Source organism: Hymenobacter aquaticus (genome assembly GCF_004765605.1).
Lineage (GTDB): Bacteria > Bacteroidota > Bacteroidia > Cytophagales > Hymenobacteraceae > Hymenobacter > Hymenobacter aquaticus.
The window spans coordinates 1,299,589-1,320,414 of record NZ_SRLC01000002.1; the positions used below are offsets into that span (position 1 = coordinate 1,299,589).

At 60.8% G+C, this 20,826-nt stretch carries 24 protein-coding genes; 10 read left to right on the forward strand and 14 right to left on the reverse strand.

The window, feature by feature from the left end; genetic code table 11:
- Positions 1-22: 22 nt before the first annotated feature.
- Genes E5K00_RS18210 through E5K00_RS18220 form a run of 3 tightly spaced genes read right to left on the reverse strand, consistent with a single transcriptional unit; the run spans position 23 to position 2,270 of the window.
- Complete coding sequence (locus tag E5K00_RS18210; RefSeq protein ID WP_135464702.1) at positions 23-901, reverse strand: UbiA family prenyltransferase; 879 nt, start codon at positions 899-901, stop codon at positions 23-25.
- A gap of 33 nt (positions 902-934) precedes the next feature.
- A complete protein-coding gene (locus tag E5K00_RS18215; RefSeq protein ID WP_135464703.1) occupies positions 935-1,729 on the reverse strand; it encodes a class I SAM-dependent methyltransferase in 795 nt (264 codons plus the stop codon).
- Positions 1,698-2,270, reverse strand: a complete 573-nt coding sequence (locus E5K00_RS18220; RefSeq protein ID WP_167856943.1) for a hypothetical protein — start codon at positions 2,268-2,270, stop codon at positions 1,698-1,700. Before E5K00_RS18220 ends, E5K00_RS18215 begins: the two co-directional genes overlap by 32 nt.
- A 66-nt stretch (positions 2,271-2,336) precedes the next feature.
- On the opposite strand from E5K00_RS18220, the gene E5K00_RS18225 reads away from it, so the two are divergent.
- From E5K00_RS18225 to E5K00_RS18255, 7 genes are all read left to right on the forward strand, one after another.
- Positions 2,337-2,990, forward strand: a complete 654-nt coding sequence (locus E5K00_RS18225) for a hypothetical protein (protein ID WP_135464705.1) — start codon at positions 2,337-2,339, stop codon at positions 2,988-2,990.
- Entirely contained in the window at positions 2,987-3,280 is a 294-nt protein-coding gene (locus E5K00_RS18230; protein WP_135464706.1) for a winged helix-turn-helix domain-containing protein, read from the forward strand. Before E5K00_RS18225 ends, E5K00_RS18230 begins: the two co-directional genes overlap by 4 nt.
- A gap of 82 nt (positions 3,281-3,362) precedes the next feature.
- Positions 3,363-4,973, forward strand: a complete 1,611-nt coding sequence (locus tag E5K00_RS18235; RefSeq protein WP_135464707.1) for a DUF4153 domain-containing protein — start codon at positions 3,363-3,365, stop codon at positions 4,971-4,973.
- Between the two features lie 13 nt (positions 4,974-4,986).
- Positions 4,987-5,793: a ferritin-like domain-containing protein gene (locus E5K00_RS18240; RefSeq protein ID WP_135464708.1), complete on the forward strand. Its 807-nt coding sequence runs from the start codon at positions 4,987-4,989 to the stop codon at positions 5,791-5,793.
- A 15-nt stretch (positions 5,794-5,808) separates the two neighbouring features.
- The gene (locus E5K00_RS18245; protein WP_135464709.1) at positions 5,809-6,153 is read left to right on the forward strand and encodes a hypothetical protein; all 345 of its coding nucleotides are present in this window, start codon (positions 5,809-5,811) and stop codon (positions 6,151-6,153) included.
- 89 nt (positions 6,154-6,242) lie between these two features.
- Positions 6,243-6,629 carry a hypothetical protein gene (locus tag E5K00_RS18250; protein ID WP_135464710.1) on the forward strand — a complete coding sequence of 129 codons (387 nt, stop codon included), beginning with the start codon at positions 6,243-6,245 and terminating at the stop codon, positions 6,627-6,629.
- A 109-nt stretch (positions 6,630-6,738) separates the two neighbouring features.
- Entirely contained in the window at positions 6,739-9,111 is a 2,373-nt protein-coding gene (locus tag E5K00_RS18255) for a transglycosylase domain-containing protein (RefSeq protein WP_245328339.1), read from the forward strand.
- 14 nt (positions 9,112-9,125) lie between these two features.
- Here the strand turns inward: E5K00_RS18255 and E5K00_RS18260 are convergent, their stop codons facing one another.
- Together E5K00_RS18260 and E5K00_RS18265 are read right to left on the reverse strand one after the other, a co-directional pair.
- Positions 9,126-9,326, reverse strand: coding sequence for a hypothetical protein (locus E5K00_RS18260; RefSeq protein ID WP_135464711.1), 201 nt, complete (start codon positions 9,324-9,326; stop codon positions 9,126-9,128).
- A gap of 143 nt (positions 9,327-9,469) precedes the next feature.
- Positions 9,470-10,384, reverse strand: coding sequence for a TIGR01777 family oxidoreductase (locus E5K00_RS18265; RefSeq protein ID WP_135464712.1), 915 nt, complete (start codon positions 10,382-10,384; stop codon positions 9,470-9,472).
- Between the two features lie 76 nt (positions 10,385-10,460).
- Between E5K00_RS18265 and E5K00_RS18270 the strand changes: the two genes are divergently transcribed.
- Positions 10,461-10,871 carry a hypothetical protein gene (locus tag E5K00_RS18270; protein WP_135464713.1) on the forward strand — a complete coding sequence of 137 codons (411 nt, stop codon included), beginning with the start codon at positions 10,461-10,463 and terminating at the stop codon, positions 10,869-10,871.
- Positions 10,872-10,873: 2 nt separating this feature from the next.
- Here E5K00_RS18270 and folE read toward each other — a convergent pair whose 3' ends face one another.
- A complete protein-coding gene (folE, locus tag E5K00_RS18275) occupies positions 10,874-11,551 on the reverse strand; it encodes a GTP cyclohydrolase I FolE (RefSeq protein WP_135464714.1) in 678 nt (225 codons plus the stop codon).
- Positions 11,544-11,951 carry a 6-pyruvoyl trahydropterin synthase family protein gene (locus tag E5K00_RS18280; RefSeq protein WP_135464715.1) on the reverse strand — a complete coding sequence of 136 codons (408 nt, stop codon included), beginning with the start codon at positions 11,949-11,951 and terminating at the stop codon, positions 11,544-11,546. Before E5K00_RS18280 ends, folE begins: the two co-directional genes overlap by 8 nt.
- A gap of 319 nt (positions 11,952-12,270) precedes the next feature.
- Between E5K00_RS18280 and E5K00_RS18285 the strand changes: the two genes are divergently transcribed.
- Positions 12,271-12,948 (forward strand): hypothetical protein, encoded by a 678-nt coding sequence (locus tag E5K00_RS18285; RefSeq protein WP_135464716.1) that lies wholly within the window; start codon positions 12,271-12,273, stop codon positions 12,946-12,948.
- A gap of 83 nt (positions 12,949-13,031) precedes the next feature.
- Here the strand turns inward: E5K00_RS18285 and E5K00_RS18290 are convergent, their stop codons facing one another.
- Together E5K00_RS18290 and E5K00_RS18295 are read right to left on the reverse strand one after the other, a co-directional pair.
- A complete protein-coding gene (locus E5K00_RS18290; RefSeq protein WP_135464717.1) occupies positions 13,032-13,622 on the reverse strand; it encodes an inorganic diphosphatase in 591 nt (196 codons plus the stop codon).
- A gap of 11 nt (positions 13,623-13,633) precedes the next feature.
- Positions 13,634-16,603 carry a M1 family metallopeptidase gene (locus E5K00_RS18295; protein ID WP_135464718.1) on the reverse strand — a complete coding sequence of 990 codons (2,970 nt, stop codon included), beginning with the start codon at positions 16,601-16,603 and terminating at the stop codon, positions 13,634-13,636.
- Between the two features lie 143 nt (positions 16,604-16,746).
- Here E5K00_RS18295 and E5K00_RS18300 point away from each other — a divergent pair, with 143 nt between their 5' ends.
- Complete coding sequence (locus tag E5K00_RS18300) at positions 16,747-17,151, forward strand: hypothetical protein (protein WP_135464719.1); 405 nt, start codon at positions 16,747-16,749, stop codon at positions 17,149-17,151.
- Between the two features lie 85 nt (positions 17,152-17,236).
- Here E5K00_RS18300 and rplS read toward each other — a convergent pair whose 3' ends face one another.
- The 5 genes from rplS to E5K00_RS18325 form a co-directional block, all read right to left on the reverse strand.
- Positions 17,237-17,593, reverse strand: coding sequence for a 50S ribosomal protein L19 (rplS, locus tag E5K00_RS18305; RefSeq protein ID WP_100337626.1), 357 nt, complete (start codon positions 17,591-17,593; stop codon positions 17,237-17,239).
- Between the two features lie 194 nt (positions 17,594-17,787).
- Positions 17,788-18,462: a tRNA (guanosine(37)-N1)-methyltransferase TrmD gene (gene trmD / locus E5K00_RS18310; RefSeq protein ID WP_135464720.1), complete on the reverse strand. Its 675-nt coding sequence runs from the start codon at positions 18,460-18,462 to the stop codon at positions 17,788-17,790.
- A 6-nt stretch (positions 18,463-18,468) separates the two neighbouring features.
- Complete coding sequence (gene rimM, locus E5K00_RS18315; protein WP_135464721.1) at positions 18,469-19,083, reverse strand: ribosome maturation factor RimM; 615 nt, start codon at positions 19,081-19,083, stop codon at positions 18,469-18,471.
- Positions 19,080-19,727, reverse strand: a complete 648-nt coding sequence (locus tag E5K00_RS18320) for a 30S ribosomal protein S16 (protein ID WP_135464722.1) — start codon at positions 19,725-19,727, stop codon at positions 19,080-19,082. Before E5K00_RS18320 ends, rimM begins: the two co-directional genes overlap by 4 nt.
- Positions 19,728-20,007: 280 nt before the next feature.
- Entirely contained in the window at positions 20,008-20,766 is a 759-nt protein-coding gene (locus E5K00_RS18325) for an acyl-CoA desaturase (protein ID WP_135464723.1), read from the reverse strand.
- Positions 20,767-20,826: the final 60 nt, after the last annotated feature.

Here is a 20,826-nt window from a genome sequence, read left to right on the forward strand (position 1 = left end):
GGCTTTACCGTTAAGCTTGCGCCTACAAGTGCGTCAGAAGCAGCATCAGGGCAAAGGCCATGCTCAAACACAGCGACGATACCTGGTTCATGCGCATGGTGTGCTCGTAGTCGGCGGCGGCGGGGGTGCGCCAGACGGCCCAGACCCAGCGCGCAAACAGAAAGACCACCGGGCCGGTAGCCACCAGGAATATCAGCAGGTTACGCACTTCGCCCCGTAGCCAGTAGGCCACGCCCATCAGCACGGCCCCGGACAGCAACCCCACGGCGGCAAAGACGAACGTGCCCCGCAGGCCCAGCCACAAACTCAGCGTCTGGTCGCCGCGCTGCCGGTCTTCCTGGTGCTGGTACACCTGCGTGAGTGGGTAGGAGCCGCACAGAAACAGCGTGCTGACCAAGGCCAGCAGCAGATTCGTGGGTTCCAGAATCGTACTTGCAGCGGCTCCGACGCCCACCTGCGTCATCAGGAAGGTGAAGGCCCCCTGAAATACCACCACCACGGCCGTGCTCAGAAACGGGTATTTCTTCAGCCGGATTCCCTCGTAGCTGTAGGCCTTGGAAACCAGTAGGTAGACGGCGACCAGCGCGGCAAAAAGCGGGGAAAGCAGGGCCGCCCCGCCCACGGCCAGCACGTCGAACAGCCAGACCAGGTGAATCAGCTCCTCAGATACTTTCGGGGGCCGTTTCAGTCCGCCGATGCTGCCTTCGTCCCGGTCGTAGTAGGAGTTGTAGCCGTTGGATGCCGGGTAGGCCAGCAGGTGCAGCACGACGAACACGCCCACGGCCCGCGCGGCGTCAAGGGGGCCGCGCAGGGCGCTGAGCCCGAACCAGTACACGGGCATCAGGTAGATGGAAAAGGGGATGCGCAGCAGCGGCAGCGCCCGGCGGTAAGCAAGCAGCATAAGGCAAATGTAGAATTTCGGGGCTAAGGCCCGCTACGCCGGGCGGGGCCGGCCAATCAGGTAGGTCACCTCCGGACCCCAGCGGTGCCGCACTTTGCCCGCCTGCCACTCGAAGCGCTGCCCGGGGTCGGCGCGGTGGGCCAGGGCCAGCAGCTGCCCGGGCGGGTACATGCGCAGAATCGACACCGTCCCGTCCCAGATGGTAAACAAGGGAATCAGCGGCACCACGTAAGTGAAAAACAGCCGGCTGAAGCTGAACGGGCGGATAAAGGGCGTAATCAGCAGCTGGGCCACCGGCAGCACCGTCCAGGCCAGCAGGATTTCCAGCCAGTGCTTGCCCGCGCCCTCAAATACGCCGATGCCCGCGTTCTGCCGCACGGCGTCGGCCAGCATGGCCTCGGCGGCGGCGGGCGGAAAGTGGTGAAAGGCCGAAAATATCGTGCGAAAACCCGTTAGCGCGGGTGGCACGGCCAGGGCATTTACCGGGGCGGGCTCGAAGTCGATGGCCGGGGCATTGCGCTGCTGCAACAGCTGCCAGGCGGCCGGCTGCGGATACAAATCGGTGAGCGTGACGCGCAGCTTCCGCAGCTCCGGATACCGGCGCAAAGCCAGCACGACGCCCTCGGTGCCGCCCCCGGCCCCGGCGCCCAGCTCCACTAGCCGCTGCTGCCCGGTGGCGTGCAGCGCCTCCCGCAGCAGCGGCACAATGGGCTGGTAGGTGCGCAGGCTGCTGATCATGAAGCGCAGGTAGTCCATCATGCCCGCCCGAATGACGGCGGGAAACCAGGGCAGGTCTTCAAATTCGAACAGCTGGAGGCGCAGGCGCATGGGGGTGGGCTAAGGTGGGCGGGAGGGAAGAACGCAGGTATTTACGATTCGCCCACGGAATAGCTGCGTAGGCGGCCAGCACCCAGGGCCAGCTTCCGTCGAGCGGCCACAGCAGGCGGAGGGTAGCATTGCCCGGCAAGTCGAAGCCAACGTTGGAAAGGGAGAGCAGCACGCAAGCCGTTATGGCGGCCAGTAGTCCGCTCCAGCGCACGGCAACGGGCAGATACGTCCCTTTTGTCCGCAGGTACCCCAGCACAAGTAATAACAGCAAGAAGGCCGGCACCGAAGAAAACAGCGCCGTGATGGTCAGCAAATACAAGCCTGATAAAATGCCCTTGTCGCGCAGACTGGTGGTAAAAAGCCCGCAATCTATTTCCGGATAAAAGCAGGCAAATAAGCAGCTGCCCAGTATTAATACTGCTAACCATTGGGACAAGGCCACGGCTACGAGGCGGACCAACACGCGCAGCTGCGGTAAAATCGGGGAGGGCGAAGCTGGCATGAGCAGTTGGGTGTAAAAGTTTGAAAGAGTACCAGCCATTCATAACACAACACTTGGTTTGTAACCTGCGTTTACTAGCTTTGCAATACAAAGTGCTCTGAGACTATGAAGCCCGCCACCGATCCACTTGCCCAGCTCACCGAGATTCGCGCCATTATGGAGCGTTCGTCGCGTTTTTTGTCGCTCAGCGGGCTGTCCGGCGTGGGCGCGGGGGTAGTGGCGCTGGTCGGGGCCGGCATCGGGCACTGGTACCTGCGGGAGCGTTACGGCACGGGCGGCTTTCTGCGGCTGGTGGAAAGCTCGGCCCAGGAGCAGCGCGCGACCCTGCCGTTTCTGATGGCGCTGGCCACCGGCATCATCACGGCCGCCCTGATTGTGGCCACCTACTTCACGCTACGGCGGGCCCGCAACCAGGGGCAGGCGCTGTGGAGCGCGCTGGGCCGACGGCTGGCCCTGAGCATGGCTATTCCGCTGGTGGCGGGCGGTTTGTTCTGCCTGGCCCTGTACGTGCGCGGCGGCGCCAGCCTGGTCGTGCCGGCTATGCTGCTGTTCTACGGCTTGGCCCTGCTCAATGCCAGCAAGTACACGCTCGACGAGATTCGCCTGCTGGGCCTCACCGAACTGGGCCTGGGGCTGGTGGCGCTGCTGCTGCCGGGCTACGGACTGCTTTTTTTCGCGCTGGGTTTCGGGCTGGGCCACATTGCGTATGGCCTGCTGATGTATAACCGCTACGAACGCGCCGCGCGGCCCCAACTGTGAAGCACGTTATTCATACTCTCAACAAGGCATTTGACCACCGCGTGCGGCTGGGCGTCATGGCCGTGCTGCTGGCCAACGACTCGGTGAGCTTCACGGAGCTGAAGGAAGCCCTCGACCTGACCGACGGCAACCTGGCCAGCCACGTGGCGGCCCTGGAAAAAGCCGGCTACGTGGAGGTCAGCAAGCAGTTTCTGGGCAAGAAGCCGAATACGACGTACTCGGCCTCGGCCAGTGGCAAACAGGCGTTTCAGGAGCACTTGAATGCCCTGGAAAAATTGCTGCGCGGGTAGCGGCTCTATTTTTTTGCCTACAAACTTTGAAATACAAAGTTCTTTTAAAATAAAGTATTCGTTTCATTAACCGCTGTCAGTCATGCGCTTTCCGCTTACTTCCCTGCAAAAACTCCTGCTGCCCCTGGGCGCGCTGCTCTTCGACTTTCTGTTTTGGCAGGAGCGGGCCGGCCTGAACATGCTGCTCTACACGGTATTCGTGCTGGCGGCCTCGGTGGCTACGCTGCCCCGGCAGGCCGGGGTGCTGCGCTCGGGCTACTTCCGGGCGGCGTTTCTGGGCGCCATTTTTAGCGGTCTGATGGTGGCGGTCTACGGCTCGTTTGCGGCCTATCTGGCCTGCGTGGCCTCACTGGCCCTGGTGCTGGGCTACATCAATCAGCCCCACCTGAAGCTGGTGGGCTACGCCCTGCTCACGGCCCTGGCCAACCAATTGCGGGTGGTGCCGGTGCTGGCCCGGCTGCTGCGGGCCCCGCGGCCGGTAGGAGCCAATGCGCAACGCATCCGGTTCTATGGCCGGCTGCTGGTGGTACCGGTCGTGGCCCTGGGCGTATTTCACGGCCTGTTTGTGTTGGCTAATCCGCGCTATGCGGAATACTCGGGGCGGGCCCTGGAGGTGCTGGGGGAGTGGCTGAGCGCCCTGCTGCCCGAAATATCGGTGCCCCACTTGCTGTTTTTTCTGCTGGGCCTCACGCTCACGGCCGGGGCGCTGCTGGTAGTGCCCGTGCATTTCTTCGCCGATCAGGAGTCACGCTTCGGGGAGTTTGTGCGGCGGCAGCGCGACCGGGTGGCTTCGTTTGCCGTGCGCCGGCCCAACTTTCAGCCCCAGGCGTTCCGGGCCCTCGATTTGCGCAAAGAATACCTGGTGGCCCTGGGCTTGTTTGGGCTGGTAAATGCCCTGCTGCTGGTCGTGAACCTTATCGACATGCAGTGGATCTGGTTTGGCTTTGCGCCCGCGCCCGGCTTCGACCTCACCCAGTTTGTGCACGAAGGCACCTACGTGCTGATTCTGAGCATTCTGGTGGCTATGGGCATCGTGCTCTGGTTTTTCCGCCGCAACCTGAACTTCTACGCCCCCGGCCTGCGGTGGCTGCGCGTCGGGGCCACGGTGTGGGTGGCGCAAAACGCGGTGCTGGCCGTGTCGGTGGCGCTGCGCAACTACTACTACATTCTCTACACGGGCCTGGCTTACAAGCGCATCGGGGTGTACGGCTTCCTGCTGCTGACTTTCTTCGGGCTGGCGACCATTCTGCTCAAAATCTGGCAGCGCCGCTCGGCCTACGCCCTGGTGCGCCTCAATGCCCTGGCCGCCTACGCGGTACTGCTGCTGCTGGCGGCCGGCAACTGGGAAATCTGGATGGTGCGCTACAACCTGCAGCCCCGCTTCCGGCGCGTCGACTACGGCTTTCTGCTGGCGATGCCCGACCGGGTGCTGCCCGAGCTGGCGGCCCACGCCGCCTCCATGCCCGGCCGCCAACTGACCATTGAAGGTGACGGGCGCTGGGTTGCTATTTCCTGGCCCGAGGCCCAGGCTCGGCTCCAGCAGCGCCTGCGAGCTTTCGAAGCCCTGGAGCAGCGCCGCCACTGGCAGAGCTGGACCTACCTCGACCGCCAGGCCTACCACGCTATTACCACCGAATCGACGCAGACGGCCCGGGCAACTTCCGCGGCGGCTTCTGCCATTGCTCACCGCTAACCACTTTCTACCGATGACTTTTCACGACTGGGCCGCGTATTTCCGCCAGAACCAAAGCCACCTCGACCAGCTCAGCTGGGATGACACCTACCGCCTCACCGACCGGGAAAAACGGCAGGTGCGCCACTCGCTCCAGCACTTCCAGAAGGGCGAAAGCTCGGAGGGCAAGCACCTCTACCAGCGCGTGAAGGACTTCGGCGACGCCGACTACACCGCTGCCATCCGCCTGTTCATCAAGGAAGAGCAGGACCACGCCCGCGTGCTGGGCGACTATATGGAAGGCCAGAAAATACCGCGCCTGCGCACCCATTGGCTCGACGAAATCTTCCGGGGGCTGCGCCAGTGGGCCACGCTGGAGCATACCATCCGGGTGCTGCTCACGGCCGAAATCATTGCCGCCGTGTACTACAAGGCCCTGTACCAGGCCACCTTCTCGGGCTTGCTCCAGCAGATCTGTCGCCGCATCATTCAGGATGAGGAGATGCACATCAACTTCCAGTGCTTCACGCTGCGCCACCTTGAGCAAGGCCGCGCCGGGCTTATCAGCTGGCTGATCCGGCTGGCTTACCGGGGGCTGATGATTGGCACCACGCTGGTGGTCTGGCTGACGTACCACCGCACCCTGCGCGCCGGGGGCTTCGGGCTGCTGGCCTTCGCCGATGCGGTGTGGGACGAGTTTGACCGCGCCCAGCGCCTGATGACCGGCGCCGAACCGATTACCATTCGGGGTAAAAAGCCCGAGGCGGCAGTCCGCCCGGCCGCCTCGACGCCGTGCTACGCTACCATTCCCACCTTCCGCGCCCTCTGGACCGGCGAGTAAGCAAAGCCTTTCGTGATGAACCGGTTGCTGTTGTTTGCTGAGCAGGTGCTGCGGCTGACGCCCGCGTGGCTGTGGTGGGCGCTGGCGGGCTTTGGGTTTGGCGGTATCAACCTGGTGTTCTACCAGGAATTTTGGCCCAACTCGCCCGCCGCCGGAAGCTTTTTCAAAGGGCTGGTTCTGGTGAGCCTGATGGCTATTCCGCTAGCCATGATCCAGACGGTCCGTAATTTTGCCCGCACCCTGCAAAGCAGTTTCTGGCGGTTGCTGTGGCAGCTTATTCTTTTTGTGGGCTTTCTGGGAGCTTGCGCTGTGCTGTTGATAATTCTATCGGTTACTGCTTTGCTGTATGTGCTACGATAGGCCCGGCAGTAGTTGCCAACGAAAGGGAGCCTCGGATTTTGAGTAGCTTGCCCGGCCGGCAACATCGCCGGACTGCTCCGCCGCCCCGCATGGCCCGTACTGCTTTACTCATTCTGTTGTTTATGGCCCTGGTTATCGAGCTGGTGCTGACCGTCGGTGGCTTCTTTGCCCCCGAGCTGGTGCTGGCCCAGTTCGGCGTGGGCGTTTCGGCCGACACGCGGTTTATGGCCTACGCCCTGGCCTGGCTGCTGCTGTTCGTGTCGTTGGTCGATGCCGTGGCCCTGTGGCAGGTGTGGCGCCGGGTACCGCACTACGCCACGCTGTGCTACCTGCTGGGCTTTTGGTGGATGGGCATCGGGCTGGGGCTCTACCTGACCTACCACCGCCTCGACAATCTGGCCCTCGATACGGGCAAGGGCCTGCTGATCGTGCTGGCTACCTGGCTCAGCCGGCGCCAGGCCCGGGAAGCAGCGTAACGCAAATACTACCCCAAGGGAGCCCGACGCATAACGGGCCGCTGCTATCTGGTATATTTGCACTTCAGCTGCCGGGGGCATGGGCTCCTGCTGACTCTATTCGTCCCGAATGTCCGCTTCCGAACAACCGAAAACAACCCGCGCTACCCAACCCCCGCGCCGCTGGCCCAATATCGTGTCGCGCGCCGTGTGGGGGCTGTTTGTGGTGGGCGTGGGCATTTTTCTGCTCTACCCGATTCTGGTAAAAAGCAATTTCCTGTTCCTGTTCGGCAAGTCGCCGAGCCTGGAGGAAATGGAAAACCCCAAGGTGGAGCAGGCCTCGGAGCTCTACACCGCCGACGGCGTACTGATCGGCAAATACTTCCGGGAAAACCGCTCCCCGGTGCCGTTCAACCAGATTTCGCCCGTGCTGGTCAAGGCCCTCATTGCCACCGAGGACATCCGCTACTACGAGCACTCGGGCATCGACCTGACGGCCTTGGCCCGGGCCGTAGCCGGCGGGGGCCGCAACGGCGGCGGCTCGACCATTACCCAGCAGCTGGCCAAAAACCTCTACAAAATCCGGCGCGGCGAGCGGGGCCTGCTCGGCCACATTCCCGTGGTCAGCACCCTGATCAGCAAAACCAAGGAGTGGCTCACGGCCGTGGAGCTGGAAAAGCGCTACACCAAGGAGGAAATTCTGCGGATGTACATCAACACCGTCGAATACGGCTCCCAGGCCTTTGGCATCAAGGTAGCCGCCAAAACCTTCTTCAGCACTTCCCCCGACAGCCTCAAGCCCGAAGAGGCGGCCATGCTGGTGGGCATGCTCAACAACCCCACGGCTTTCAACCCCCGCTTTCACCCCGAAGCCGCGCTGCGCCGCCGCAACCTGGTGCTGGAGCGCATGGGCCAGGCGGGCGTGCTGCCGGCTAAAGCCATTGATTCGCTGCAGCAGGAGCCCATTCGGCTGCAATACCGCGTCGAGCGCCACATCGACGGCCCCGACACGTATTTCCGGGGCGCGGTCAGCCAGTTCGTGAACAAGTGGTGCGAGGCCAACGGCTACGACATGTACCGCGACGGGCTGAAAATCTACACCACCATCGACTCGCGCATGCAGCAGCACGCCGAGGATGCCGTGCAGGACCGCATGAAAAAGCTGCAGCAGCAGTTCGACCGGTTCTGGAAAAACCGGGGCGGCAACCCCTGGGTCGATGATACCGGCAAGGAAATTCCGGGCTTCATCGAAACCCAGATGAAGCGCACCGACCAGTACAAAGCCCTGGCCGCGCGCTATCAGGGCCAGCCCGCCCGCCTCGACTCGGCTTTGCACGCCAAGCGGCCCATGAAGGTGTTTACCTGGAAAGGCGACGGCGACACCACCCTGGTGCTTTCCCCCCTCGATTCACTGGCCTACTACAAGCACTTCCTGCACGCGGGCATGATGACGATGGACCCCTTCACGGGCCACGTGAAAGCCTGGGTGGGCGGCATTAACTTCCGCTTCTTCAAGTACGACCACGTGAAGCAGGGCCGCCGCCAGGCCGGCTCCACCTTCAAGCCTTTCGTCTACCTCACCGCCCTCGACAACGGCTACACGCCCTGCGACCGAATCCGGGACCAGCGCGTGACCATCAAGTACGTGGAAAACGGCAAGGACATGGAGTGGCAGCCCGACAACGTAACCCGCGAGTATACCGGCATCAACATGACCCTGCGCCACGCTATGGCCCGCTCGGTGAACTCCGTGACGGCCCAGCTGACCGAGAAAGTGGGCTGGGACAACGTGGCCAAGTACGCCCACAAAGTCGGCATTAAAAGTCCACTGCTTGCGGTGCCCAGCATCGGCCTGGGCTCGGGCGGCGACGTGAGCGTGTACGAAATGGTGGATGCCTACAGCACCTTCGTCAACAGCGGCTTCCAGAGTGAGCCCCAGTTTATTACCCGCATCGAAGACCGCAACGGCAACGTCATCAAGCAGTTCGACCCCAAGCAGCAGCGCGCTATTCCTTCCGAAACGGCCTGGCTGATGCTCTACATGCTGCGCGGCGGCATGGACGAGCCCGGCGGCACCTCCCAGGCCCTGTGGGAGTACGACCTCTGGAAAAAAGACAATCAGATCGGCGGCAAAACCGGCACTACCAGCAACTACTCCGACGGCTGGTACATGGGAGTCACCAAAGACCTGGTAACCGGCGTCTGGGTAGGGGGCGAAGACCGCAGCATCCACTTCTACGGCTCCCAGCAGGGGGAAGGCGGCCGCATGGCCCTGCCCATCTTCGGCACCTACATGGAGAAGCTCTACCAGGACGAGGACCTCGATATTACCATGGGTCCCTTCCCGCGGCCAGCGTCCAAAATCACGAAAAAGTACATCTGCGTGTCGGAATCGGAGCCGCGCCGCCGCCGCGCCGAAGCCGTGGACACCATCGCCACCGACAACCTGCTGGAGCAGCTCAACACCCAAGGCGCGGCCGTGCCCGATAGTTTGAAGCTATAGTGGAAACCCTTGCGCTACATCGAGCCGGTTTCACCGCGGATAAGGTTATTGCCTTGGTCGTAGACCAGCACTTCAATCCAGTCGAGTTGCTGCGCGGTACGGTCAATTGAATCGAGGGTAGCGCTGGAAACCGGGCCCAGGCAGTGTATTTGCAGATAGTCGCCGTAGCAAGGCACTTGGTCCACGCGCATCTGCTGCGCATAGGTTTTGTTCAATGTCTGCACATACTGTCGGCGGGCCCCGGTAAGCTCTCCACAAAACTCGTGGATCAAAGTGTCGCAAGAAATCAGGGTAAAGCTTAGCAGCAGTGCGGCTAGACTGAAACGGGCTTTGTGCTCGTAGGTCCTACGCACTTGACCTACTCCTCCCCGTAAAACGACTGCAGCGCCGGTTTCAGATCCGGATACTCAAAGCGGAAACCGGCATTCAACACTTTCTCGGCGCTTACCCGCTGCGAGGCCAGAATAATTTCGCTCATCTCGCCCAGCACCAGCTTCAGGCCGAAGGCCGGCACCTTAGGCAGCACCAGCGGCCGGTGCATCACCTCGGCCAGGGCTTCGGTAAAAGCCTTGTTCGTAACCGGGTTGGGCGCCACGGCATTGTAGACGCCTTCCCACTGCGGCTCTTCCAGGGCCTGCATAAACAGCCGGCACACGTCGTCGAGGTGAATCCAGGACATGTACTGCTTGCCCGAGCCCAGCGGGGCCCCGGCCATGAGCTTGATGGGGCGCGCCATCGGGGGCAGCGCGCCGCCCTGGGTGCTGAGCACGATGCCGATGCGGATAATCACGGTGCGGATGCCCATGTCGTGCACGGGCTGCACGGCCAGCTCCCACTGGTGGGCTACATCGGCCAGGAAGTCATCGGCCGGGGCCGGGGGCGTTTCTTCGTTCACCACCCGGTCGGCACTGTCGCCGTAGATACCGATGGCCGAGGCCGACAGAAACGTGCGCACGTGGTGCTGGCCTTTCGTCAGCTCGCGCACCAGCAGGCCGGTGCCACCCAGGCGGCTGGTCATAATGTCGCGCTTGCGCTCATCGGTCCACTTGCCCTCCGATACGCTGGAGCCCGCCAGGTTGATGATGTGGTCGGCGTAGGGCACGGCCGCCTCATCGATAGTGCCGTGCTGCGGGTCCCAGCGGAAACTCCGGTAGCGGCTCTGGCTGGGCGTGCGGCTGAGCAGGGCCACTTCGTAGCCCGCATCAATGAGCATCTCGGCCAGGCGGGTTCCAATCAGGCCCGTGCCACCGGTTATGAGAACTTTCTGGGACATAGTGTTGCAAGCCAAAAAGGCGGCTCAAAAGTGGTTTAGGAGCTAATTAACCTACCAATTCTTCGTACACTGAGGCATGGAGCACAGCGAAGAAAAGTGGGCACAAGAGTACGAAAAAACGCTGACTGAACTCTTCGGCCCACCCGAGAAACGTCGGCGGCGGGAGCGGGGCTACTTTGCGAATCTGCGCCGCCGCCACTCCGAGCCGCTTATCCGGAATATTCTGCGGGTTTTAGCTCAGGTCGAGGACTTCGCGCCGGCCCGACGGTTGCGGGAAATGGATATTCGGCATGACCCGCTGCCCGAGCTTATCCGGCCTTACGATTACCCTTGGTTTCGTTTGAGCAACATTCGCTGGGTGGGTGAGCTGCTGGAAGTCAATGCGGTGCACGGTATGGAGAGGGCCGGCGGCGCGCAGATGTTCGTCTTGCGCCACACCGCCGCCGGGCTTCGGCTCCACGCGCTGGGCCTACGAAGCGTTGCCTGACTCTACTTGCCGATCTGGCGCAGAAATTCGGCCCGCAGTGCCTGGTCGTCCTTGAACAGGCCGCCGTATTCAGCCGTGAGCGTGCTGCTGCCCGTGTCGTTTACGCCCCGGCTCATCACGCACAGGTGGTCGGCCTCGATGAGCACGGCCACGTTGTCCGTGCGCAACGACTGTTTCAGCTCTTCGGCAATCTGGCGGGTGAGGCGCTCCTGCACCTGGGGGCGGCGGGCGTAGTACTGCACCACCCGGTTCAGCTTCGAGAGGCCCACTACATGCTCGCCGGGCAGGTAGGCCACGTGCGCTTTGCCCATAATCGGCACGAAGTGGTGCTCACAGCACGAAAACACGGTGATGTCCCGCTCCACGAGCATCTGCTGGTAGCCGTAGCGGTTGTCAAACAGCTTCACGTCGGGCCGGTGCTTGGGGTCGAGGCCCCGGAACCATTCCTGCACGTACATCTTGGCCACCCGGCGCGGCGTGCCCTGCAGGCTGTCGTCGGTCAGGTCGAGGCCCAGCAGCAGCATGATTTCGTGGAAGTGCTCGGCAATGCCGGTAATCTTCTCCTCATCCGACAGCGCGAAGGCATCCGCGCGCAGCGGCGTGCGCAGATCGGGCGAGAGGTGGGAGTCGGCCGGGCCGGCGCTGTGCGCGGCCGAAGCCGCCGACACGGAATTATCCATGGTATTCAACAAAGTTGCGGTCCGTTTCATAGAGTGTGACCGACAAGGCGAGCTGCGGCTCAACGTGAGCACGCAGGCGGTTCCAAATCACGACAGCAATATTTTCGGCCGTAGGGTTAAGGTCGCGAAATTCCTCGGTGTCCAGATTCAGGTTCCGGTGGTCAAAGGTATCCAGAATCTCGCGTTTGATCAGGTCGCTCAGGCGCTTGAGGTCGTACACGTAGCCCGTAGCCGGGTCGATGCTACCCGTCAGGCGCACCGTAAGTACGTAGTTATGACCGTGGTAGTGCGGGTTGTTGCACTTTCCGAACACCTGCGCGTTGCGCTCGTCGCTCCAGGCCGGGTTGTGCAGGCGATGCGCCGCGTTGAAGTGCTCGGTGCGGCAGACAGTTACATTCATAGAGCTTCGGAACCGGTAATAAGACCTTTTGTTTTGATTTCCAAATAGATTACGTGCCTTTTGTGCAAAGTCGCAGTTTTACTAAATCCCGTTTAAAACACATGGGTTTTGAATTATGGTAATATTAGATAGTCACTATCCAATAAAATGAATATTCTACAAAAAAAATCAAGTAAGGGAGTGTCAACATCAAGGGAGTCTGGTTAAATTTGGTGAGTTGGACTTCTATCGCCGGAGCCAACCTCACCTTTTGTAATCTCTTTTTTCCTCACTACCTCATTTCACTATGAAACCAGGCGTACTCCTCTCTCTGCTACTGATGCTTTTGCTATCGGTGACTGGCTACGCGCAGAAATCGCCCGTAGATGAAACAGACATGGCCATCAAGGGCATTCCCCGTAAAGGTCAGCGTGTTACCATCCAGCTGGACAGCAAGCGCGTCGACGATTCGTGGCAGAAAATGCTGAACGAGAAATTCGGTAGCAAGCTCAAATCCGACAAAGGTGTCTACACCATGGACGGTGTTATCATCGAAGACATCTCCAAAACGCCCATCCGCGTGATCAGCAAAGTTGATGCTACGCCCACCGGCACGTCCGTATGGTGGTCGATTGACTTGGGCAACGCTTACCTGAGCAAAGACGCTACTCCCGTACAGTGGAAGTCGTCGGAGAAATACCTGAAGGATTTCGCCCGCATGCTGTATCGTGAAGACTTGGCCGTACAGGTTTCGGAAGCCGAAAAAGCACTGGTTTCTTCGCAGAACAACCACATGGCCGTTATCAACAAAGCAGACGCCATCAAGAAGGACATCGAGAAGAACAAGCTGAAGAAGCAGGAAATTCAGCAGCAGCTGGCCCAAAACGCCGCTGAACTGCTCCAGTACAACAACCTGATTGACTCGAACCTGAAAGAGCAGGAAGCCGCCCGCGCCGACATTGTCAACATGCGCGTCGCGCTGGAAGCCGTGAAGGAGCGCATGAACAAGATTGAGTAGTTGAACTCAACTACCACAAAAAAAGCCTGGCCGATTACTCGGCCAGGCTTTTTTTGTGGGCTTTTATTTAGAGTGCCGCTGCTTTACTTCATGGCCAGATGCACCTGCTTGTCGGCTGCCTGCTCATCTTTCCAGCCTACCAGCCGCACCTCGCCGAGTCGGCCCTGGTGCTGAAACCACTGGCCCACCATGTCTCGGGCGCCGGGGTACTGCTTGGTGAGCGACTTCCAGGACGTTATGCCCGGCAGGATCTGCTGGCTGGGGCGGGCGGGCACGGCTACTACTACCTGTTGCAAGGTGCCGTTGTCGTCGAGGGTGAGCAGGGCGATGGGCAGGATTTCCACCACGGTGCCCTGGGGCTGGGTTTCGGCCAGAATCAGGGCTTGGAGCGGGGCACCGGTAGCTTCCGCGCGGGTACCGGGAATAAAGCCCTGATTGCCGGGACAAGGCAGAAATTCGACGATGTGGTCGAGGCCGGCACGGCGCACCGGCAGAAAGTCTTTCTTGGCAGGGTCGTAGCGCTGGGCGTGGTTGGTACCGGCGGGCACTTCCACTACCGCCTGTAGCAGTTTGCGCTCGGGCGAAAACGTGGGCAGCTCGGTGTAGTCGGGCTGGCAGCTGCCGAGCCCCACACTACACAAGCTCACGAAAAAACTCCCGAACGCAAACCGCATAGGTGAATGAGTTACTGGGCTAACAGTTTATTGAGCTGACGAAACGGGTTGGCCTGCTCCAGGTGCAGCACAAACCGGATCCGGTCGGTGAAGTCTTGGCGGCTGCTGGGTAGCCCGTTTTTGAACTGCGAACCCGCCACCGGCACGTACAGCTGAAATATATCCGGAATGACGGGCACTACCAAGCCCGCGTCGTAGAACAGGCGCTGGCTCTTGGTTTGGCCTGCCAACAGGAACTGCTCGTCGGTAGCACCCAGGTCGGCAAACACGGCCAGGCGCGTCACGGGCAGGTCGGCCTGCAGGTTCAGGGTGCTGAGCCATTTCTGGCTGTACACCGGCAGGAAAGCTTTAAACGCGCCGTCCCGGTCGTCGGTCTGGTGGAGCTGGGCCGTGAAGGTGTGCGAGATTTGCTGCCGGTCGAGGAAAGCCGTCTGGCGGCGGTAGTCGGGGCTGCCGCTCAGGCCCATTACGAAATCGGGGGAGCTATCCAGGAAACGGCCGCCGAACAGGCGCACCGACACCCGTTTTTTCGGCGCGTAGTACCGCTGGTAGGCTGCCGAGGCGCGCAGCAACAGGGCGTTGGTCGAGTTGGTTTCCTGCGAAATGGCCGAGGTAAGCTGGTTGAATTCCACGTGGGCGCTCCACTTCTGCAGGGCGTTGCCGCCTTCCACCAAGTATTCCCCGGTCTGGATGCTCATGGTTTCGTTGCCCTGGTCTTGCAGGCGCACGGCGGTATTGGCCAGGCGGAAGGTGTGCTGGGGGCCGTTATAGGCCGAAAAAGGCAGCTTCAGCGTGATGCTGGGCTCCACCTTGAAGTACCGCTCGAAGCGCTGCAGGGTCAGCTCGGTCACAATCTGGCGCACCGTCGAGTTGGGCAGCACGCTCAGGTTCACGTTGGCAATGCCGTTGATTTCATTGCGGTTGAAGCTGTACATCGGCATCAGCAGGAAGTTCAGGTTCTTGGGCACCAGCGGGTTGTTGTAGACCGCCGCGCCCAGCATGAACTTATCGGACGTGTTGGCGCCTACCACCGGGAACCAGTTGAGCGTCGACCGGTCCCACCGCTCGATGCTGGCCAGGGGCTTAAGGCTGATGGGCTCGAAGCGGCGCAGGGAGCCGGTTACCCGCATCCGGTCGTCGCGGCGGTTGAGCTGGGGCGTGAGGTACTCCGCATCGACTACCACGGCCGCTACGCCTTCCCGGCGGAAATTAAGCTGGGCCTCATCCTGCTCGTCATCGGTGCCAATCAGGCTGGTCCACTGGGTTTCGAGCACCTTGCCCTGGGCATCGACGGTGCTGACGGGCACGGCAAACGGCGCGGGCGAGTCGTTGCGCACCAGCACTTTCACCTGCGTGTCGGTCAGCTGCATATCCGACAGGGCCGCGTCGTAGCGGTAGGTGTTTTGCAGCATGTCCTTGAAAAACCAGTCGAGCTGCTGGCCGGTGGAAGCCTCAAACACGGCCTGCATGTCCTCCGGGTAGGGGTGGCGGAACTGCCACTGGTTGTAGTAGGCGTGCATGGCCTGGTCAAACTTCTCCTGACCCAGGTAGCCGGCCAGGTACTTCAGCACGGCCGCCGTTTTCATGTACACGATGATACCGTAGTTGAGCTTGCCGTACGTATCGGCCCGCAGCCCTTCCACGGGCTGGTCGAGGCCGCGGCTGGCCTGGGCCTGGTAGGGCACCTGGTTCAGGGCCGCCGCTGGCAGGCCTTCCACGCCGAGCTTGGTGGCAATTTTGGGGGATTTGAGCAAGCTGCTGAACTGGCCGGCCTGTGGGTCGTTGCGCTCCGCTATCCGGGCTTCCACGTAGGAGTTTACGCCTTCGTCCAACCAGGCGTGGTCCCGCTCGTTGGAGCCCAGAATGCCGTAAAACCAGTTGTGGCCGACTTCGTGCACAATGGCCGAGGGCATCGTCACCGTCACCATCGGGTATTCCATGCCGGAGCCGGCGCTCAGGGCCCCGTCCACGGCCGTAGCCGCCGAATACGGGTACTCGCCCACCCACTGGGAGTAGTAGGTCAGGGCGTCGTTCAGATCCTGGAGGCCTTTAACCCACTTTTCCGCGTCGGAGTTGGTAAACAGCACCCAGGACGTTACCGGCCGGCCCGAAGGCAGCGTGACGCCGCTCTTGAGCACGTTGAAGCGCTTATCGGCAAACCAGGCGAAGTCGTGCACGCGGTCCTGCACGTAGCGCAGGGTCTTGGTTTCCGACGACGAAGCCGGGAACGTCAGGTCTTTGCCGAAGTCGGCGGCGGTTTTCTTCAGGGCCGTGGCTTCCGCCAGCTTATCCAGGCGCTGCTGCTCGTCGGGGTTCTGCAGCACGCCGGTAGCGCCCACGGTGTAGTTGGCGGGCAGGGTGACGCGCACGTCAAACGACCCAAACTCCGAGTAGAATTCGCCCTGGTCGAGGTAGGGCATCTGGTGCCAGCCTTTGCGGTCGTACACGGCCGGCTTGGGGTACCACTGCGTTATCTGGTACGACTGGCTCACGTGGCCGAAGCGGGAGAAGGAGTCGGGTATCTTGACGTGAAAAGGCGTCGAAATGGTGGCCTTGGCACCGGGCGCCAGAGGCTGGGGCAAAATCAGCTTGGCCATGTCCGGGTTCTGCGGGTCGTAAGCCAGCTGGGCGCTTTGGCCGTTCACCTTGAAGTCGAGCTGGTCGATGTAGCCGCGCTGGGCGGCTTTGGCAAACTCAAACTTGCGGCTGCCATTGCGCAGCTGCTGCTTGGCAAAAGCAGTAGTGTTGTCCTTGTAGGCGTTGGGCCAGAGGTGAAACCAGATGAAGGTCAGCTGCTCGGGCGAGTTATTGGTGTATTGCAGCTCCTCGGTGCCCCGCAGCTCGTGCTGCTTGTCGTCGAGGGTGACGTCGATTGAATAATTGACTTCCTGCTGCCAGTAGCCGGCCGGGGCCGGGCGTTGCTGGGCACAAGCCAGGTAGGGTAGGGCGGCCAGCAACAGGCCGCCGAATACTTTTTTCATGAAGGAGGGAGAGGGTAGAAAGGAATCCGTAGCGAAAGTACGTTTTCGGCCCGGAAAAGCTGCGGTTCGGATAACCCCACCGCCCCCGGCCCGTTTAGACAGGCAGCATACCGCGACAACCTTACCGCCAAAACCCCGAAACCATGGAAAAGAAAGAAGTGCAACATCAGGTTCATTTAGATGCTGCCACGGGCATGCTCACCGGCAACCTGCAGGACATAGCCGCCACCGCCGGCTTCGACAACGTGCTGCAACGCTGGATTCAGGACCTGAAGGATGCCGACAACCCCGAGCTACACCAGCTCATCGTGGATTTGCAGGAGCTCAAAGCCCATTTCGGCTCGGGCACCTACGACAAGAACGTCATCGGCCGCCTGCTGGGCCGCCTGGGCGAGAATACTATCAAGTCAGCCGTGTTTGCCGATGGCAATACCAAGCCCCGCGTCGAACAGCTCGGCGAAGCCCTGCTGCAGGCGGCCAAACAGGTGCAGCACCCGCAGGCTGATGCCGCGCAGGATCTGCCGAACAGCAATCAGCAGAACGGCTAAGCAAGCCTTTGCGGAATTAGCGTAAACGCAAAAAAGCCGGCTCCCGTGAAAGGAGCCGGCTTTTGTACTTCTAAGAAATCGGGGATTAACCGCGACGCTCTTTGATTTTGGCAGCTTTGCCCGACAGGCCACGCAGGTAGAACAGACGAGCGCGACGTACTTTGCCGCGACGCACCAGCTCAATCTTGTCGATGTTGGGCGACAGCAGGGGGAAAATACGCTCGGTACCAATCTGGTTCGAGATTTTGCGCACGGTGAAGGTTTCGCCGTTGGTGCTGGCGTTTTTGCGCTGAATAACAACACCCTGGAACTGCTGAATGCGCTCCTTGTTGCCCTCGCGAATTTTCACGTGGACGTTAACGGTGTCGCCGGCGGCGAAAACAGGGAAGCTGGCGCGGCGCTCCTGGGACTCCTGCTGGATAAAATCGAGTAATACGCTCATGGCTGGAAAAACTTGAAAAAGGACGCCGCCGCCGCCCAAGGGGTTTCGCTTAAAGAGGCGCAAATATAGCGCTCTGTTTTGATGATTACAACTGAGTTGAATGTGGAGGAATGTGGTAATGTGATAAATGTGGCAAATAAGGCGTTTACAGCCATTTATTTTCACATTTTACACATCTTCACATTTCTCACATTCTATTCGAGCAGGTCGGGGCGGCGCTGGCGGGTGCGCTCCACGGCTTGCTCGTGGCGCCAGGTTTCTACCAGCGGCGTGTTGCCGGAGAGCAGAATATCGGGCACTTTTTCGCCCCGCCATTCGGCCGGGCGGGTGTAGACCGGTGGGGCCAGCAGGTTGTCCTGAAACGAGTCGCTCAAGGCCGACTCCTCGTTGCCGAGCACGCCCGGCAGGAGCCGCACTACGGCATCGACCAGAATGGCCGCGCCCAGCTCCCCGCCGCTCAGCACGTAGTCGCCCACGCTGATTTCGTGGGTGATGTAGGCCTTGCGGATTCGCTCGTCGACGCCCTTGTAGTGGCCGCAGAGAATGAGCAGGTTGCTGGCCAGGGAAAGCCGGTTAACCAGGGGCTGGCGTAGCGTCTCGCCGTCGGGCGTCATGTAGATGACGGCGTCGTACGTGCGCTGGGCTAGCAGCTCGTCGAAACAAGCGGCAATGGGCTCCACGCGCAGCACCATACCGGCCCCGCCGCCGAAGACGTAGTCGTCAATCTGCCCGTGCTTGTTGATGGCAAAGCGCCGCAAATCGTGCACGTGAATTTCGGCCAGCCCTTTTTCCTGGGCCCGCTTCACGATGGAAACGGCGAAAGGGCTGGTCAGCAATTCGGGCTGGCAAGTGACGATGTCGAGGCGCATGAGGGGCTACTTCTGGTCTTCAGCTTGCGCGTCGTCGGTGTCGGGCCCGTCGAATTCGTCGGGCTCGTCCCGCTCCCGGGAAGCCGGGCTCAGGTACACGTCGAGCAGACCTTCGGGCAGCGTGACGTAGAGCTTTTTCGCGGCCTGGTCGGCGCGCTCAATCAGCTCGTCCACCACCGGCACCAATACTTCCTTGCCCTTATAGCGCATGCCCATTAGGTCCTGCTGGGGCATCTCGTAGAAGGTTTCTACGGTGCCCAGCTCGCCCAGCACGGCATCAACTACGGTGTAGCCAATCACGTCGTGGAAGTAGAACTGGTCGTCTTCCAGGGCGGGCAGCTCAGCCAGGGGGCGGTAGAGCTTGGCGTTGCGTAGGGGCTCGGCGGCTTCAATCGTGTCGATGCCGGTGAGCTTGAGCAGAGCCTTATCGTCGGCCTGGGGCTGGAGCTTGTCCACACCGTACTCCACGAGCTTCCCGGGCTTGCCGGGCAGCTCCAGGTACACCGTTTTCAGGCCGCGGTACTCGTCCAGGTCCGCCACGTCCATGAAGGCTACCACAAAGCCTTTCAGGCCGTGCGTTTTGCCCAGGGAGCCCAGCAGGTAGCACTCGTCGATAGTCATGCGCAAAAGGGGAGAAGTGGGGTCAAAAAAGTAGGGAGTCTGGAAGCGGCGCCGCCTGGGCACGACACTTCCAAACTCCCTGACTCTGGAACTAACGCTTTGGCGCCGGCTTCCTCGGTGGCTTCGGTCGAAGCAGCAGCTTCGGTCGTTTCACCTTCGGCAGCTTCAGCGGTGGGGGCGGCTACGGGCGTATTCTTGATACGCAGAGCCTCGGCGCGAGCTTCTTTCACTTTGGTCTCAGCAGCCAGGGCAGCCTTGCGGGCTTCATCCTTAGCCGAGCCCAGCGAAGTACGCTTGCCTTCGATTTTAGCGTCTTTCTGCTCTTTCCAGGCAGTGAAACGCTCGTCGGCTACGTCTTGCGAAATGGCACCTTTGATAACACCCAGCTGCAGGTGCTTGCGGTACAGAACACCACGGTAGGAGAGCATAGCCCGAACGGTATCGGTCGGCTGGGCACCCTTCATGATCCAGTCGAAAGCTTTGTCGCCGTCGAAGTTGATGGAAGCAGGGTTGGTGTTGGGGTCGTAGGTACCGATTTTCTCGATGAAACGGCCGTCACGCGGGGCGCGGGCGTCAGCTACTACGATGTCGAATTGAGCGGCCTTCTTACGGCCACGACGGGCGAGGCGGATTTTAACTGCCATAAACCGGGTTGGTTAAGCGACGCAACTCGTGCGTCTGGTTGAAAATGAGGTGCAAAGGTAAGGGAAAATAATGTGCGAAATGTGGGGAAGGTGAATAATGTGCTAATGATTAATGTGCTTAGGTGCTAATGCTCTTCTCTGGTCATTACGAGGAGGCACGACGAAGCAATCCGTCCTCTGAAATGTGCTGGGCCTTTTAATGTGAAAAGCCCTTTACTCCGGTTGGAATAAAGGGCTTTCTGGTAAAAGAGCGTAACTACTTACGCAGACGCGTCATTTCTTACGCGGCGACTTTCATCTTTTGGGCGGTTACTTTCCGCTTGATCTTGATGATGCCGGCTTTGTCCAGGGTCCAGATGACGGAGTACGTGGGGTCGAATTCCCACCACTTCACGCCGAAGTTGACGCGCATGGGCAGCTTGTGGTGGTTGTTCTGGAACAATTCGCCGAAAGCCAAAAAGTCGAGGGCCAGCGTGTTCTTGCTGTGGTCGTGGTTGTCGAAGTTCTGGTAGCCGTACTTGTGGCCGCCCCAGTTGACGATGGCACCGTGAATCGGACCCATCAGGAAGTGGATGGGTAGCAGCAGAAACATCCACCAAGCGGTGGCAAACTGCACGTAGAACAGCACGTAGAGCGTACCCCAAGCCAGGCGCGAGTACCATTTGTCGCCGATGTTCTCGATGAGCGACCATTCGGGGTAGTCGCCCTCAAACCGCTCGGCGGCGGCGTACTTGCGGTTCAGCACGTCGTTGTAGATGTTCTTGGTCTTCCACATCATGCTGAAGGCATTCGACGAAAACAGGGGCGAATGCGGGTCCATTTCCGTGTCGGAGTAGGCGTGGTGCATGCGGTGCAGCAGCGCGTAAGCCCGCGGCGAGAGGAAGGAAGAGCCCTGGCAGATGTAGGTGAACAGAAAGAAGAACCGCTCCCAGAACTTGTTCATCGTGAACATCTTGTGGGCGGCGTAGCGGTGCAGATAGAACGTCTGCGTGAAGAGCGACAGGTAGTAGTGCGCTACAAAGAAAATGAGTATCGGCATGGGCCAGAAATAAGAGGAAACGCTCAGAGGTCGGCAGCAAACTGCCCGCACAAGCCCAAC

Coding starts and splice junctions, on each gene's coding strand:
- E5K00_RS18210 (WP_135464702.1), bottom strand. CDS start 901: ATGCTGCTTGCTTACCGCCGGGCGCTGCCGCTGCTGCGCATCCCCTTT.
- E5K00_RS18215 (WP_135464703.1), bottom strand. CDS start 1,729: ATGCGCCTGCGCCTCCAGCTGTTCGAATTTGAAGACCTGCCCTGGTTT.
- E5K00_RS18220 (WP_167856943.1), bottom strand. CDS start 2,270: ATGGCTGGTACTCTTTCAAACTTTTACACCCAACTGCTCATGCCAGCT.
- E5K00_RS18225 (WP_135464705.1), top strand. CDS start 2,337: ATGAAGCCCGCCACCGATCCACTTGCCCAGCTCACCGAGATTCGCGCC.
- E5K00_RS18235 (WP_135464707.1), top strand. CDS start 3,363: ATGCGCTTTCCGCTTACTTCCCTGCAAAAACTCCTGCTGCCCCTGGGC.
- E5K00_RS18240 (WP_135464708.1), top strand. CDS start 4,987: ATGACTTTTCACGACTGGGCCGCGTATTTCCGCCAGAACCAAAGCCAC.
- E5K00_RS18245 (WP_135464709.1), top strand. CDS start 5,809: ATGAACCGGTTGCTGTTGTTTGCTGAGCAGGTGCTGCGGCTGACGCCC.
- E5K00_RS18250 (WP_135464710.1), top strand. CDS start 6,243: ATGGCCCGTACTGCTTTACTCATTCTGTTGTTTATGGCCCTGGTTATC.
- E5K00_RS18255 (WP_245328339.1), top strand. CDS start 6,739: ATGTCCGCTTCCGAACAACCGAAAACAACCCGCGCTACCCAACCCCCG.
- E5K00_RS18265 (WP_135464712.1), bottom strand. CDS start 10,384: ATGTCCCAGAAAGTTCTCATAACCGGTGGCACGGGCCTGATTGGAACC.
- E5K00_RS18270 (WP_135464713.1), top strand. CDS start 10,461: ATGGAGCACAGCGAAGAAAAGTGGGCACAAGAGTACGAAAAAACGCTG.
- folE (WP_135464714.1), bottom strand. CDS start 11,551: ATGGATAATTCCGTGTCGGCGGCTTCGGCCGCGCACAGCGCCGGCCCG.
- E5K00_RS18280 (WP_135464715.1), bottom strand. CDS start 11,951: ATGAATGTAACTGTCTGCCGCACCGAGCACTTCAACGCGGCGCATCGC.
- E5K00_RS18285 (WP_135464716.1), top strand. CDS start 12,271: ATGCTTTTGCTATCGGTGACTGGCTACGCGCAGAAATCGCCCGTAGAT.
- E5K00_RS18290 (WP_135464717.1), bottom strand. CDS start 13,622: ATGCGGTTTGCGTTCGGGAGTTTTTTCGTGAGCTTGTGTAGTGTGGGG.
- E5K00_RS18295 (WP_135464718.1), bottom strand. CDS start 16,603: ATGAAAAAAGTATTCGGCGGCCTGTTGCTGGCCGCCCTACCCTACCTG.
- E5K00_RS18300 (WP_135464719.1), top strand. CDS start 16,747: ATGGAAAAGAAAGAAGTGCAACATCAGGTTCATTTAGATGCTGCCACG.
- rplS (WP_100337626.1), bottom strand. CDS start 17,593: ATGAGCGTATTACTCGATTTTATCCAGCAGGAGTCCCAGGAGCGCCGC.
- trmD (WP_135464720.1), bottom strand. CDS start 18,462: ATGCGCCTCGACATCGTCACTTGCCAGCCCGAATTGCTGACCAGCCCT.
- rimM (WP_135464721.1), bottom strand. CDS start 19,083: ATGACTATCGACGAGTGCTACCTGCTGGGCTCCCTGGGCAAAACGCAC.
- E5K00_RS18320 (WP_135464722.1), bottom strand. CDS start 19,727: ATGGCAGTTAAAATCCGCCTCGCCCGTCGTGGCCGTAAGAAGGCCGCT.
- E5K00_RS18325 (WP_135464723.1), bottom strand. CDS start 20,766: ATGCCGATACTCATTTTCTTTGTAGCGCACTACTACCTGTCGCTCTTC.